This window comes from Paludifilum halophilum (assembly GCF_002245355.1).
Classification (GTDB): domain Bacteria; phylum Bacillota; class Bacilli; order Thermoactinomycetales; family DSM-45169; genus Paludifilum; species Paludifilum halophilum.
In genome coordinates, this window is sequence record NZ_NOWF01000004.1 from 308,578 (window position 1) to 322,632 (window position 14,055).

At 53.3% G+C, this 14,055-nt stretch carries 11 protein-coding genes, 1 tRNA gene, 1 rRNA gene and 1 pseudogene; 10 read left to right on the forward strand and 4 right to left on the reverse strand.

Features of this window, described 5'->3' with window-relative positions:
- Positions 1-301 precede the first annotated feature (301 nt).
- From CHM34_RS08660 to CHM34_RS08670, 3 genes are all read right to left on the reverse strand, one after another.
- Positions 302-1,051 carry a hypothetical protein gene (locus CHM34_RS08660; protein ID WP_094264200.1) on the reverse strand — a complete coding sequence of 250 codons (750 nt, stop codon included), beginning with the start codon at positions 1,049-1,051 and terminating at the stop codon, positions 302-304.
- A gap of 337 nt (positions 1,052-1,388) precedes the next feature.
- Positions 1,389-1,982 carry an ATP-dependent Clp endopeptidase proteolytic subunit ClpP gene (gene clpP / locus CHM34_RS08665; protein WP_094264201.1) on the reverse strand — a complete coding sequence of 198 codons (594 nt, stop codon included), beginning with the start codon at positions 1,980-1,982 and terminating at the stop codon, positions 1,389-1,391.
- Positions 1,983-2,114: 132 nt separating this feature from the next.
- Positions 2,115-2,189, reverse strand: a tRNA-Arg gene (locus tag CHM34_RS08670).
- Between the two features lie 569 nt (positions 2,190-2,758).
- Between CHM34_RS08670 and rpoN the strand changes: the two genes are divergently transcribed.
- The 8 genes from rpoN (at position 2,759) to secG (ending at position 11,792) form a co-directional block, all read left to right on the forward strand.
- On the forward strand, positions 2,759-4,162 hold the full coding sequence (gene rpoN, locus CHM34_RS08675) for an RNA polymerase factor sigma-54 (protein WP_094264202.1): 1,404 nt from the start codon (positions 2,759-2,761) through the stop codon (positions 4,160-4,162).
- A 204-nt stretch (positions 4,163-4,366) separates the two neighbouring features.
- The gene (locus tag CHM34_RS08680) at positions 4,367-5,464 is read left to right on the forward strand and encodes a sugar-binding transcriptional regulator (protein ID WP_094264252.1); all 1,098 of its coding nucleotides are present in this window, start codon (positions 4,367-4,369) and stop codon (positions 5,462-5,464) included.
- Positions 5,439-6,449, forward strand: coding sequence for a type I glyceraldehyde-3-phosphate dehydrogenase (gene gap / locus CHM34_RS08685; RefSeq protein ID WP_094264203.1), 1,011 nt, complete (start codon positions 5,439-5,441; stop codon positions 6,447-6,449). The genes CHM34_RS08680 and gap overlap by 26 nt, the downstream gene beginning before the upstream one ends.
- A 71-nt stretch (positions 6,450-6,520) precedes the next feature.
- Positions 6,521-7,714: a phosphoglycerate kinase gene (locus CHM34_RS08690; protein ID WP_094264204.1), complete on the forward strand. Its 1,194-nt coding sequence runs from the start codon at positions 6,521-6,523 to the stop codon at positions 7,712-7,714.
- A 20-nt stretch (positions 7,715-7,734) separates the two neighbouring features.
- Entirely contained in the window at positions 7,735-8,505 is a 771-nt protein-coding gene (gene tpiA / locus CHM34_RS08695; protein ID WP_094264205.1) for a triose-phosphate isomerase, read from the forward strand.
- Positions 8,502-10,037, forward strand: a complete 1,536-nt coding sequence (gene gpmI / locus CHM34_RS08700; protein ID WP_094264206.1) for a 2,3-bisphosphoglycerate-independent phosphoglycerate mutase — start codon at positions 8,502-8,504, stop codon at positions 10,035-10,037. Before tpiA ends, gpmI begins: the two co-directional genes overlap by 4 nt.
- Before the next feature lie 38 nt (positions 10,038-10,075).
- On the forward strand, positions 10,076-11,365 hold the full coding sequence (eno, locus tag CHM34_RS08705; RefSeq protein WP_094264207.1) for a phosphopyruvate hydratase: 1,290 nt from the start codon (positions 10,076-10,078) through the stop codon (positions 11,363-11,365).
- Positions 11,366-11,558: 193 nt separating this feature from the next.
- Entirely contained in the window at positions 11,559-11,792 is a 234-nt protein-coding gene (secG, locus tag CHM34_RS08710; RefSeq protein WP_094264208.1) for a preprotein translocase subunit SecG, read from the forward strand.
- Positions 11,793-11,853: 61 nt separating this feature from the next.
- Here the strand turns inward: secG and CHM34_RS19810 are convergent.
- Positions 11,854-12,705 (reverse strand): annotated as a pseudogene (locus CHM34_RS19810) (ion transporter).
- Positions 12,706-12,842: 137 nt separating this feature from the next.
- On the opposite strand from CHM34_RS19810, the gene rrf reads away from it, so the two are divergent.
- Positions 12,843-12,959, forward strand: a 5S ribosomal RNA gene (rrf, locus tag CHM34_RS08725).
- Between the two features lie 292 nt (positions 12,960-13,251).
- Positions 13,252-14,025, forward strand: coding sequence for an alpha/beta hydrolase (locus CHM34_RS08730; protein ID WP_094264211.1), 774 nt, complete (start codon positions 13,252-13,254; stop codon positions 14,023-14,025).
- Positions 14,026-14,055 lie beyond the last annotated feature (30 nt).

Here is a 14,055-nt window from a genome sequence, read left to right on the forward strand (position 1 = left end):
CGGGTAACGAAATGAATAGAATCAATAGAGGAAAAGTAGGATATATGAGAGATCTTCGGTTTGAAGCATTGAAAAAAGAACAGGCGCAGGGCCTGTTCTTGGGCGGGATGGGCTTTTTTCTCGTTGTTTATATTCCGGTCGATTTCCGGAGCTGGCTCCGGAATCACGAATGGATTACAATGCGGTAAATCGTTGTTCAATCGATGAGCAATGGTGTGGTGCGTGTTTGAATCCGAATCACGGTTCTCCGTGCCGCCGAGAAAACTGAAACTTCCATGGTTATACGCCTGCTAATTCGATCTTATGATTTCTGCTGGGTTAAAGCGGGGTGGAATCCTAACAACGCACATCCCAACAGGAACAGCTGCAAGCCGATCCATGCATGCGAAGTGGAAGGGCTGGCGGTTTCCGGCAACTCTCCGCCTTCCTCCGACTTCGATTGGCTGCTGTCCAGGTTTTGAAGGCTGCCGGCTTCCTCCTTGTCAGTGATGCCGTCGCCCGTTTGGGATTCTTCGTTCTCCGGAGTTTTACCGGTTTCTTCACGATCCGATTGGGAATCGTCTCCGTCAGGATGGATGGCTTCATCGACAGAGGAGGAAGAATCGCTTTTCTCGGAAGAAACCGCCTTCTCAGCAAACCCGCAACGTTGGAGTTTAACTTGGTTGTCCAACTCCGAAGTGGGTTTTTTCGCTTCAAACTGGAAGCAGTTGTTCAGATCGACGGGCTGATCCCCGTTTTTACCGTAAAAAACGGCGATGACCTGATAATTCCTGCCATCTACCAGGTCGTCGTAATTGACGGAGAATTGCCCCATTTGCGCAGCCTCGGGAGAAGTCTGCTCGTAACTGCCGTTAAGCGTTACGATCCACTTTCCCTGAGGTTGGTCCGCATGGGGGAGTTGTAACTCGATGTGGTGTTGTCCATCTTGAGTAAAATAAGAGCCTTGAAGGTTTTGAGAGGCGGTATCCTGGAAAGTTTCAGCAAAAGAGGCGGCAGGAGCGACCGTGAACATCAGAAGGCACATCAGTACGGTGACAGCGGCCGTTCTCAAATTCCCGATCCTCCTCCATTGGCCCATCGCATACCCGTGGCCAGAGTAACATATTTGACACGGATCGGCAATGAATTTTCAGTCAATAATGGATTTTCAAATCCTATTTTGAATATATATGGAAAACGATCGGGTTCAGCCTTTAACGAAAGAAACGGCTGACCAAGGCGATGAGCATGATCAAGGCGATTACGATGCACAGCCAGAATAATTTTCGGTCTTGTTGGTCAAAGGAGTTCATCAGCTAAACCTCCTCGACGGATGGGAACCGGCCTTCTCCCCGGTCGGGAAAAAAGCAAACGGACCCTTTCGGTCCGTTTGCTCTTGTCGATTCCGATCAAGATTTGGTTTCCTGAGTTGTGATGATGTTGTCGATCAGCCCGTACTCTTTGGCTTCCTCCGCATCCATGAACCGGTCGCGATCCGTATCCTGCTGGATTTTCTTCAGCGGTTGACCGGTCTGTTCAGAAAGCAAACGATTGATTCGATCTTTCAGCCGCAAGATGCGGTTGGCACTGATTTCGATATCCGACGCCTGTCCCTGAGCTCCACCGAGCGGCTGGTGAATCATCACTTCGCTGTTGGGAAGAGCGAGTCGTTTCCCTTTCGTTCCGGAGGAGAGAAGGAAGGCGCCCATGGAAGCGGCCATCCCGACGCAAATCGTCTGGATATCGCATTTCACGTGTTGCATGGTGTCATAGATGGCGAAACCGGAGGAGATGGATCCTCCCGGAGAGTTGATATAGAGTTGAATATCCTTCTTCGGATCTTCGGTTTGAAGGAAGAGTAATTGTGCGATAATCGTGTTGGCGACAGCGTCGTTGATTTCACTGCCCAAAAAAACAATGCGGTCTTTCAACAGGCGGGAATAAATATCGTAGGAACGCTCCCCGCGGTTCGTCTGTTCTACCACATAGGGAATCAGATTCATCCTTTTGGTTCCTCCTCTGTCGGGTGGATACAATACAGTTCCATCATAACCCAGAAGGTCAGGAAAGGTCAAGAGAGTCAAAACGAATCACTAAAAAAGAAAAATGGCAACCTTGAAGGCTGCCATCGTCCTTGGTGCGCCTACCAGGATTCGAACCTGGGCACCTGGTTCCGGAGACCAGTGCTCTATCCCCTGAGCTATAGGCGCAGATTTGATGTGCTGTTATCGGCGACAAAAATTATTATAGCGAAGGTTAGACAAAAAAGCAAGGGGTCCAAGCTATTTTTATCTTTATCGCCGCATGAGGAAAGAAAGACGCGAGGCAGCTAAAACCTCACAGATCATGGGGTTATGTATTTTTTGGACCAAGTAACCTTTCGGTTTTTTTGGTAAAATAGAAAATGAGAATGAATCGCCGGGTGCGGAGACGGAAATCAACTCTCTTCTCGCTAGGGCTTTTCTGATCATTAACGATAACTGGGTGCGGGGAGCCGATTTCCGGCTCCGCGCCGGGTTGCCCTCCCGCAGATGACCTGAGTGCAAAGGGCGCTACACTGGAAATCGGCATCCAGCTACTTCTGGCGATTGACAGACACGCCCTAGAATTCCGTCCGGCGACCGTGTCGGCTTTCTTCCTTCATTGAGGAGGTGCTTCTGGGCTTATTCATCAGTTTTCCCCCGGTGGGCGGATTTTAACCGTCTCATACGGAAAAGTCCGGCGTAAAGCATCAAATCGGAACAGAGCCACATATACTGGAACACCGGAGGTGACGCAAATGGCTCTTTCCATGGGCTACGGTTTGTTACAAGAACAGCGGATGAAACTCGTCATGACACCGGAATTGCGTCAAGCGATCAATGTGTTGCAGTATTCCGCTCAAGACCTGGTTCAGTATATACAGGAACAAGCGATGGAAAATCCGGTACTGGAGATGGAAGAGTCCATTCCCGAATCGCCGGAGAACCTTCAACCCTCGTCGATGGAGGGGGAACAACTGCGAGAGTGGGCCTCTTTCATAGGAAAAGGGGAGGGGCGGAATCGATCCGTCGCCGACCGGTCCGGGGAAGAAGAACACCCGGTGGAACGGCTGGCTGATTCACGGGAATCCTTGACCGATGTTTTGGAAGCACAGCTTCTTTATCTGCAATTGGATGATACGACTCGGGACATTTGTCGATACATCATCGGAAATCTCAATGAAGACGGATACTTAGAGGTTGAAACTGACCAGATATGTAAGCGCTTCAATACGGATGAAGAAAGCCTCCGTCCCTGTTTCGAGGTGATTTATTCCCTGGATCCTGCAGGAGTAGGAGCCCGTGATTTGGCGGAATGTCTGAAGATCCAGCTTCTCCGGGAGGATCCTCCTGATGAGGTCGCTCTGGCCGTAGTGGAGCGGGGGCTCAAGGATTTGGCGGAAGGGCGGTATAAAAAGGTGGGGCGGATGCTGGGCTGCAGCACAGGGCGGGTGCAGCAGGCGGCGGACCGCATTAAAAGGCTTAACCCGAAGCCCGGATTGATCTACGGATCAGGCGGCGCCCGCTACGTATGGCCGGATGTGACGGTACACGCTGTGGGCGATGATTATGAAGTGGTCGTCAATGAAGGATATATGCCGCGTTTGGGAATCAGTTCCCACTATGAGCGCCTATTGATCCGGGAAGACGAAGGTGCGCAGCAGGCTGCTTCTTATATCAAAAGCCGCCTTCAATCCGCTGTCTGGCTCCTTAAAAGCATTGAACAGCGACGCCAGACCATGTATCGGGTCACCCAGGCCATCATAGAGGAACAGCGGCCCTTTTTCGACCACGGAATTACCCATTTAAAGCCCCTTACACTACGGCAGGTGGCGGAATCGCTGGATTTGCACGAATCGACGGTCAGTCGGGCAACCCGGGACAAATATATGCAAACCCCGCGTGGACTGTTCCCTTATCGCTTCTTTTTTCCATCCGGAATTTCCACACGGAGTGGAGAGAATACTTCCGCCCGAAGTGTCAAAGATAAAATTGCCGAGATGATTGCCGAAGAGGATAAAGGAAAACCCTTATCCGACCAGAAGATCGCTGACCGGCTCAAAGAACGGGGGATGCGAATCTCCCGCCGCACGGTAGCCAAATACCGGGAGGAACTCGGGATCAGGTCATCCCAGGTTCGGCGCCGTTATGATGAAGAGTGACGGGGCTTTTAGAGCAAAATATCGGAAGAGAAAGAAGTGTCGGCGGCTTACCTCGCTGTCGGCACGGTTTTTCCCATTTCGGAGCGAATCCCTGTCTTGTCAAGCGGGGACGGATTCGCTACAATCGAAAGCGAAACCCCATTTTTTTTGCTTCGGTTGGGACGAAATTCGCTACATGGGACAAATAAAGTCCCGGAGGTTGTTATGAAAGCATTGCTAGAGTTGCAAAAGCAATTGCTCCCTGACCTCTTGGAAACCATGCGGAAGAGGTATGAAATCCTGAGGCATCTTCAATTGATGCAACCTGTAGGTCGGCGCAGTCTGGCTTCGGCACTGGGAACGACGGAGCGGATCCTGCGGGGGGAAGTGGATTTTCTGAGGGAGCAGGGGTTGGTCCGTATCGAATCAGTCGGGATGCGTTTGTCTGACGCCGGGAACAACCTGGTATCCGAGATGGAACCCCTGATCAAAGACTTGTTTGGGTTGACCGAGTTGGAAAAAGGATTGAAAAAAATCCTCGGTATGCGTCGCGTAACGGTCGTTCCGGGGGATTCGGACCGGTCCGGTTGGGTTAAACAGGAAATGGGCAAGGCGGGAGCTCGTCTGTTGAAACAGCTGGCTCGACCGGATCAGGTGGTTGCCGTGGCCGGGGGAACGACGGTGGCGGCTGTGGCGGATCGGATGACCGCCGCTCCGGGGTTGAAAGAGACCACCTTTGTTCCGGCTCGGGGAGGCTTGGGGGAAGCGGTGGAATTGGAGGCCAACTATATCGCTTCCCTCATGGCTCGGAAATCCGGGGGGCATTACCGACTGATGCATGTACCCGATCAGTTGAGCGCGGATGCTCATGAGACGTTGGTAAAGGAACCGCATATTCAGGAAATGCTGCAAGTGGTCCGTTCCGCCCGCATCATCGTTCACGGCATCGGAGATGCTAAAACTATGGCAACTAGAAGGAAATCTTCTTCTGCGCTCCTCGAGCGGCTCGAACAGGCCGATGCCGTAGGAGAAGCTTTCGGATATTATTTCAACCGTAACAGCGAAATCGTATACCGGGGCCGCAGTATCGGCCTCGGGCTGGAGGATCTGGAAAAGGCGGATGCGATCATCGCAGTTGCCGGCGGTTCCAGCAAAGCGGAGGCGATCGCCGCGATCTGTCCCGCCGCGGGTCGGGATACGCTGATTACCGACGAAGGAGCCGCCCGGTCCATCCTGGGTCGACGGATCGATACGACCATGGAAGATTCACCCCATTCTTTTTCTGGAGGGATTTTAAATGGCAAAAACCAAAGTCGGGATTAACGGTTTCGGACGCATCGGACGTGCAGTCTTTCGGATCGCCATGGATCATCCCCAGCTGGAAGTGGTGGCGATCAACGATTTGACCGATGCCGACACCCTGGCTCATCTGCTGAAGTATGATTCGGTGCACGGTAAGCTGGACGCTTCCGTGGACGTAAGCGGCAGCAATCTGGTGGTAGATGGCCGGGAAGTGCAAGTATTGACGGAACGCGATCCGGAACAGCTCCCTTGGGGCGAACTGGGTGTGGAGGTTGTTGTGGAGTCCACCGGTCGGTTCACCCAAAAGCAGGATGCTGAGAAACACCGCAAAGCGGGGGCTAAAAAAGTCGTTATTTCCGCACCGGGTAAGAATGAAGATCTGACGGTTGTCATGGGCGTCAACCATGACAAATACGATCCGGCCTCCCATCACGTGATTTCCAATGCGTCCTGCACCACCAACTGTCTCGCCCCGGTGGTAAAGGTGTTGCATGACCAATTTGGTGTGCGCCGCGGTCTGATGACAACAGTCCATTCCTATACCAATGACCAGCAGATCCTGGATCTGCCCCACAAGGATTTGCGTCGGGCCCGGGCCGCCGGTATGTCCATCATTCCGACCAGCACCGGAGCGGCCAAAGCGGTGGCCAAGGTGCTTCCGGAACTGGAAGGCCGGTTAAACGGAATGGCCATGCGCGTCCCGACCCCCAATGTATCGGTGGTTGACTTTGTCGCCGAACTGGACCGGAAAGTGACGGTCGACGAAGTGAACGACGCGATGCGTCAAGCGGCGGAAGGGGATTTGAAAGGAATCATGGATTATTCCGACGAGCCTCTGGTGTCCAAAGATTATAACGGTGATCCTCACGGTTCCATTGTGGATGGCATGTCCACCATGATTCAGGATGATGATATGGTGAAGGTTGTCTCCTGGTATGACAACGAGTGGGGCTTTTCCAACCGTGTTGTCGACTTGATCGAGTTTATTGCCAAGAAAGGGCTGTAAGTCTAGAATGTAAGAAAGGACGAGGAGAGGAGAGTGACTCTCCTCTTTCTCATGCAGGAGGAGGGCCTTCCATGAAAAAGATGTCGATCAAAGATGTGGATGTTCGCGGCAAAAGGGTCTTTTGTCGCGTCGACTTCAACGTTCCCCTGGAAGACGGCGAAATCACCGACGATAACCGGATCCGGGCGGCTCTTCCGACGATCCGTCACCTGACGGAACGGGGTGCCAAAGTGATTCTGGCCAGCCACCTGGGGCGTCCCAAGGGAGAAGTGGTGGAGGAGTTGCGCCTGGATCCCGTAGCGGAGCGTCTTAGTCTACACCTGGGCCAATCGGTACAAAAGGCGGATCAAGCCGTCGGTGAAACCGTGGAAAAAATGGTGAGGGAGCTGGCCGACGGAGACGTCCTCCTGTTGGAAAATGTCCGTTTCTACCCCGGGGAAGAAAAAAACGACCCCAGCTTGGCTCGATCTTTCGCACAACTGGCGGATCTGTACGTGAACGACGCCTTCGGTGCGGCTCACCGAGCCCACGCGACGACAGCGGGAATCGCCGAGCACTTGCCGGCAGTGGCCGGTTTCTTGATGCAGAAGGAACTGGAGATGCTGGGCCGGACCTTGGAAAAACCGGATCGGCCCTTCACGGCGATCATCGGCGGGGCCAAGGTGAAGGACAAAATCGGCGTGATCGACCATCTATTGGACAAAGTGGACAATCTCCTGATCGGCGGGGGACTGGCTTACACCTTCCTCAAAGCGCAAGGGTTGGAGATCGGCCAATCCCTGTTGGAACCGGAAAAACAGGATGATGCCCTCGTTTTCATTGAGAAAGCAAAAAAGAATGGGGTTCGTATGCTGTTGCCGGAGGATTTAGTCGTGGCTGATGAATTTAAACCGGATGCCCGTGCGGAAACCGTCTCTACCGAGGTGATTCCCTCCGATATGCAAGGGATGGATATCGGTCCGAAAACCCGGGAAAAGTACGCGCAAATCATCCGCGAATCCCGGTGTGTCATCTGGAACGGACCTTTGGGCGTTTTCGAATTCGACCGGTTTGCAAAGGGGACCTTTGCTGTCGCTGAGGCTGTGGCCGAGTCGGAGGCCCGATCCATCATCGGTGGCGGCGATTCCGCGGCGGCAATCGCCAAGGCGGGGCTGTCGGACCGAGTGGATCATGTATCCACCGGCGGCGGTGCTTCACTGGAGTTGATGGAAGGAAAAGAGCTTCCCGGCGTGGCGGCTTTGAACGATCAATCATCCCATCAGTAAAAGAATGAGGCGGTGAAACCGTGCGTACTCCTGTCATCGCAGGCAATTGGAAGATGTTTAAGACGGTAGAGGAATCCCGGGAATATTTCCGCACCTTTCAACCCCTTGGACAAAAAGAGGGAGTCGAGACAGTTCTCTGCGTTCCCTATCCCTCCCTTCCGGAATTGGTAGAAGCGGCCCGGGAGACCGACATCGGAATCGGAGCGCAGAATATGCATTGGGAAGAAGAGGGGGCTTTCACCGGAGAAGTGAGCCCGACTATGTTGAAAGGACTCCATGTCTCTCACGTGATTGTGGGTCATTCCGAACGGCGTACCCATTTTGCTGAAACGGACGAATCCGTCCGCTTAAAAACCCGGTCGGCACTGGATCACGGTTTGACCCCCATCGTCTGTGTCGGTGAAACCCTGGAGGAGAGGGAAAAAGAGCGTACCCGGGATGTGGTGCGAAACCAGGTGGTTCAAGCTTTGAAGGGTCTCAGTTCCGAAGAAGCGACCCAAACGATTCTCGCCTACGAACCGGTATGGGCAATCGGAACAGGGAAGGCTTCCACGGCCGAGGACGCCGGAGAAGTGATCGGATTTATCCGCCAAACGGTGGAGGAGCAGTTTGATTCCCGAGCGGCGGAACGGGTCCGCATCCTGTACGGCGGAAGTGTGAAGCCGGCCAATGTCGATTCCTTCCTGGATATTCCGGATATCGACGGAGGTCTGGTCGGGGGAGCCAGCCTCGATCCTGAGACTTTCGGTCAGTTGGTTTCTGCCGCTTCCGCTCGGAGGGAGCGTCCATGAGCCAAAAAAACCCCGTCGCTTTAATCATCCTGGACGGATTCGGCCTGCGGGAAGAAACCCATGGTAATGCCGTCGCCCAGGCACATAAACCCAACTTCGATCGGTATTGGTCCGAGTTTCCCCATACGACACTGACGGCCTCCGGAAAAGCGGTCGGTTTGCCCGAAGGACAGATGGGCAATTCGGAGGTGGGACATCTCAATATCGGATCGGGTCGAATTGTGTATCAGGACTTGACCCGGGTCACCGAGGCGATTGAGAACGGCACTTTCTTCAATAATGAGACCTTCCAGGGGGCCGTGCGCCATGTCAAGGAAAACGGGAGCAAGCTTCATCTGTACGGCTTGTTGTCCGACGGCGGCGTACACAGCCATATCGGCCATCTGTTCGCACTGTTGGAATTGGCGGCTCAGGAAAAAGTGGAGGATGTTTATATCCACGCTTTCCTGGATGGTCGGGATGTCGCTCCGGATTCCGGGATCGATTATATCCGGCAGCTTCAGGATAAAATCGACGAAGTGGGCGTCGGTAAAATCGCCACGGTTCAAGGCCGTTACTATGCCATGGATCGGGACCAGCGCTGGGAACGGACGGAAAAGGCTTACCGGGCCATGGTTTATGGAGAGGGCCCTGCGTATACCGATCCCGTCGAAGCGGTCCGGGAATCCTATGAAAAGAGTGTCTATGACGAATTCGTCATGCCGACAGTGATCGTTGATCGGGAGGGACGGCCTGTAGGCCCCATCGAAAGCGATGATGCCGTTATCTTTTACAACTTCCGCCCCGACCGGGCCATTCAGATTTCCCTCGCTTTTACCAACGAGGATTTTCGGGGGTTCGACCGGGGGGAGAAGAAGCCGGAACGCCTCTATTATGTATGTTTGACCAAGTTCAGCGAGTCGGTGGACGGTTATGTGGCCTATAAACCGACCGATCTGGACAATACTTACGGCGAAGTGATTGCGCAGTATCATTTGAAGCAACTGCGCATCGCCGAGACGGAAAAATACCCCCATGTCACCTTTTTCTTCAGCGGAGGACGGGAAGATCCCTTTCCCGGGGAAGATCGTATCTTAATCGATTCCCCGAAGGTGGCTACTTATGATCTAAAGCCGGAGATGAGCGCCTACGAGGTAACGGAAGCCCTGGTCAAGGAGATCGAAGCAGAAAAGCACGACGCGATTGTGCTTAATTTCGCCAACCCGGATATGGTGGGTCATTCCGGACGGTTGGAACCGACGATCCGGGCGGTGGAAGCAGTGGACGAATGTTTGGGACGCGTCATGGAAGCCTTGCGGGCCAAGGGAGGGACCGCTGTTATTATCGCGGATCACGGCAATGCGGATCAGGTGCTGTCTGATGATAACGAACCGGTAACCTCTCATACTACCTTCCCCGTTCCCTGTATCGTTACCGATAAAAAAGTGAAGTTGCGGGAAGGTGGAATCCTGGCGGATGTGGCTCCGACGTTGCTCAAATTGCTGGATCTGCCGCAACCGAAGGAAATGAAGGGTCGATCCATTGTCGAGTAACGTTGACAGGGTGGAACCCAAAAAAAGGAGGAACATCGATGACAACCATTCATGAGGTTCATGCACGGGAAGTATTGGACTCCCGGGGCAATCCCACTGTAGAGGTGGAAGTACTGTTGGAATCCGGCGGTCACGGACGTGCGATCGTACCCTCCGGCGCTTCCACCGGTGCTCATGAAGCGGTGGAGCTCCGGGACGGTGATCAAGAGCGTTATCTCGGTAAAGGTGTTTTGAAAGCCGTCCAAAACGTCAACGAAGAGATCGCCCCCCATTTGGAAGGAATGGATGCCCTGGATCAAGTGTCGATTGACCAGGCGTTACTTCAGTTAGACGGGACCCCCAACAAAGGCAAACTGGGAGCCAATGCGGTGCTGGGCGTGTCCATGGCTGTGGCCCGCGCCGCCGCCGACGCTCTCGGCCTGCCTCTGTATACGTACTTGGGCGGGTTCAACTCCAAGGAATTGCCGGTGCCGATGATGAACATCCTAAACGGCGGGGAACACGCGGATAACAACGTGGATTTCCAGGAATTCATGGTGATGCCGGTCGGAGCGGATCATTTCCGGGAAGGACTGCGCATGGGGGCGGAGGTCTTTCATCATCTGAAGGCAGTCTTAAAGGACAGAGGTTTGTCCACTTCCGTCGGAGATGAAGGAGGCTTCGCTCCCGATCTCTCCTCCAACGAAGAAGCTCTGTCGACGATCGTCACCGCTATCGAAAAGGCGGGATACCGTCCCGGAAAAGACATCCTGTTGGCGCTGGATGTCGCATCGACGGAACTGTACAAAGACGGTTCCTACCGACTGGAAGGGGAAGGGGTTACGAAATCCTCCGAAGAGATGGTTGCATTTTACGAGGAACTGGCGGAGAAATATCCGATTGTTTCCATTGAAGACGGTTTGGCCGAGGATGACTGGGAAGGCTGGCAGATGATGACCCGGCATCTGGGGGACAAGTTGCAACTTGTCGGGGATGATCTCTTCGTTACCAATACCGAGCGCCTTTCCCGGGGAATCGAAATGGGAGTCGGTAACTCCATCCTGGTCAAAGTGAACCAGATCGGAACATTGACCGAAACCTTCGATGCCGTTGAAATGGCAAAACGGGCCGGCTATACCGCCGTCATCTCCCACCGTTCCGGCGAGACGGAGGATACCACCATTGCCGATATTGCCGTCGCTACCGGGGCGGGGCAGATCAAAACCGGTGCTCCTTCCCGAACTGACCGTGTTGCTAAATACAACCGGCTCTTGCGGATTGAAGAAAGCTTATCCACAACTAGGCGGTCTCCCGGTCCCAACGCTTTCTACAATTTGCGGAGATCTTGATCTCGCAATAAACGAAACCCGGACACCCTTAGGGGATGTCCGGGTTATTTATGAAAAGCGTATCTCAGACAGGCCTTAGGGGGCTGGCTGCTTGGTCCGGATCCCCTTTTGTTGAAATGCGAGAAAGGTTATGATACATTATCACCAGTGCAAAATCGCCTATTCTGTATACTCGACAGGGGGTGGCTGGGTCATGAAACTTACGGTGGATATCTTGCTGGCTATTGTGAGTGTCGCACTCATTGTCGTCGTATTGTTGCAATCGGGGAAGAGTGCCGGCCTTTCCGGTGTCATCGGCGGCGGTGCCGAACAGCTGATGGGAAAAGCAAAAGCGCGGGGGATTGATGGTCTGTTGAGTAAGCTGACCGTCGTATTGGCTGTCCTGTTTATGATTTTAACCCTGTTGGCCGGCTATTTTATTAAATGAAGTTTATCCGACATGTTTAAACGAATTTGCGACAACAGCAGGGGATCCCCGGCTGTTTTTTTTACCCTTCCTTTGAATGTTGAAGCGGTTCGACAGATTTTGGCTGGGGATCCTCGCCTTCAGAACGAAGGGTGTCGATCAGTCGGAGAAAGCTCCGATATTCCTCTGGACTCAGAGATTCAATCCGGTCGAGGTCGTCATGAGCCGACTCCAGCATTCGGTTTCTGATGCGGTTTTCCTTTTCCGACGGGTTCCCCGTTTTTTTTCGATCGGACAGCACATACGTAAAATGACCGGCGATGCTGGCCGTAATCGAACCGATCAAACCGATTCCCGTAAACATCAGGACGACAGCGATTAAGCGACCGCCGAGCGTCACCGGAGAAATGTCCCCGTAACCCACAGTCGTGGTGGTAACGATCGCCCACCAGACAGCATCGCTGAAATGGGTGATTCCCTCATTGGCCGGTTTTTCCAGCAAGTAGACACCGCCGGCTCCCCAAAGCATCATCGTTGCAGCCACTCCCAGGGAGAGTTGGACCTCCTTTGCTTTTAACAATCCCCATAGGAAGGAAGACATTTAAATCAGGTGAACTAGGCGAATCAACCGCAATAGGCGAAAAGGACGGAAGAAGGATTCGAAGGGAATCATCGCAACCAAGTCAAACCAGTTGCGCAGTACGAATCGGCGTTTGTTCGGTGCATGCCACAACCGGATCAGATAATCGACAGCGAACCATGCGATCAAACACCAGTCGATCCAGAGCATCACTTCCGGGGTAAAAGGCGATGAAGCCCCCGGTTGGACCGTTTGATGGATTAAGATGACCGTATAACTGAAAACGACGAGTGCGGTAACCGATTCATAGAGAGGCCGTAACAGGGATTCCAGCTTCGAAGGTTGGATCTTCATCGAAAGCACTCCTTTGCTGAATCCAATCAACCTTATCTATCGTAACATGAAAGCCGGTAAAGGAGGTCTTTGAACCCGCCCGAAAAATTTAGCAAAGGGGTTGCACAGAAGACAGGACCGTGTTATTATAATGGATGTCTGGTAATGATGGCGGAGGGGATCCACTCGTTCCCATCCCGAACACGAAAGTTAAGCCCTCCAGCGCCGATGGTACTTGGGGCTTTCGCCCCCGGGAGAGTAGGACGTTGCCAGGCGCCAAGCAGCTCTGAATGGAGCTGCTTTTTTGTATGAGATTTTTTCGGATGATTGTGCCGAATGTTAAAGATCGCGTTTCAAGTACCCATTCCGTTACCCGTTTGTTCTGTGATAAGCTTTGATTGAGGTAATCGTCGATTGAAAACCGGCAGGTTGGTGAACAATGATGGGAAGGAAGGTATGTCGAAGTCGGATTATTGGACCTCCCTTTCTTTCCTTATTGAATAAAACAGCCGATGATTCGATGTGTCCGATACCCCTTTATAGAGATGTGTAGGAGGAAGTGGCCGAATGAAAATCAAACGCCGTTCACCGGATCCCTTTTTTTATTCGGGAGGGGAGACGGGGATTCTGCTGATTCATGGATTTACCGGCACTCCTTCGGAAATGAGACCGATGGGAAACTATCTGAAGCGGCGGGGTTATACGGTTTATGCCCCTTTGCTGGCAGGACACGGCACTTCCCCTGAGGATATGGAGTGTACGTCCTGGAACGACTGGTGGAACAGCGTTCTGGAAGGTTATGAACGGTTGCAGCAGGAGGGGGTTCGCCGGATGTTCGCGGTCGGTCTGTCCATGGGCGGTTCTTTAGTTCTCAACCTGGCCCGAACCCGCCCGCTGGACGGAGTCGCCGCCCTTTGCGCCCCGATCCGCCTTCAGGACCGCCGGGTCTATCTCGTGGACGTCGTTCGTCATGTGTGGCCCTACTTGAAACGAAACGGTACAAAACCGACTCATATCGAGGAACACCTCGTTCCTTATGACAGGACCCCTCTCAAGTGTGTTTCGAGCCTGCGCAAGTTGGTTCGACATGTCAGGCGTCACCTGTCTGAGGTAAAGGTTCCGGCCCTGATTGTGCAGGCGGAACGGGATGAGACGGTGGTACCGAAGAGCGCTTCCTACATATACGAGGCGATTTCGTCAAAAGATAAAACCATCCGATGGTATGCGAATTCCAGCCATATCATTACCCTGGACAAAGAACGGGAACGGCTTTTTGCCGAAGTGGAGCGATTTGTGTCCCGCATCGCCGGTAATCCCGATTTCCCGAGTGCTTCCCGGTAGGGAAAGGAGTATGAACGTGGTAGAAGAAAG

Bases quoted from the DNA above. Each gene is read 5' to 3' on its own strand.
- clpP (WP_094264201.1), bottom strand. From the start codon at position 1,982: ATGAATCTGATTCCCTATGTGGTAGAACAGACGAACCGCGGGGAGCGT.
- rpoN (WP_094264202.1), top strand. From the start codon at position 2,759: ATGGCTCTTTCCATGGGCTACGGTTTGTTACAAGAACAGCGGATGAAA.
- CHM34_RS08680 (WP_094264252.1), top strand. From the start codon at position 4,367: ATGAAAGCATTGCTAGAGTTGCAAAAGCAATTGCTCCCTGACCTCTTG.
- gap (WP_094264203.1), top strand. From the start codon at position 5,439: ATGGCAAAAACCAAAGTCGGGATTAACGGTTTCGGACGCATCGGACGT.
- CHM34_RS08690 (WP_094264204.1), top strand. From the start codon at position 6,521: ATGAAAAAGATGTCGATCAAAGATGTGGATGTTCGCGGCAAAAGGGTC.
- gpmI (WP_094264206.1), top strand. From the start codon at position 8,502: ATGAGCCAAAAAAACCCCGTCGCTTTAATCATCCTGGACGGATTCGGC.
- eno (WP_094264207.1), top strand. From the start codon at position 10,076: ATGACAACCATTCATGAGGTTCATGCACGGGAAGTATTGGACTCCCGG.
- secG (WP_094264208.1), top strand. From the start codon at position 11,559: ATGAAACTTACGGTGGATATCTTGCTGGCTATTGTGAGTGTCGCACTC.
- CHM34_RS08730 (WP_094264211.1), top strand. From the start codon at position 13,252: ATGAAAATCAAACGCCGTTCACCGGATCCCTTTTTTTATTCGGGAGGG.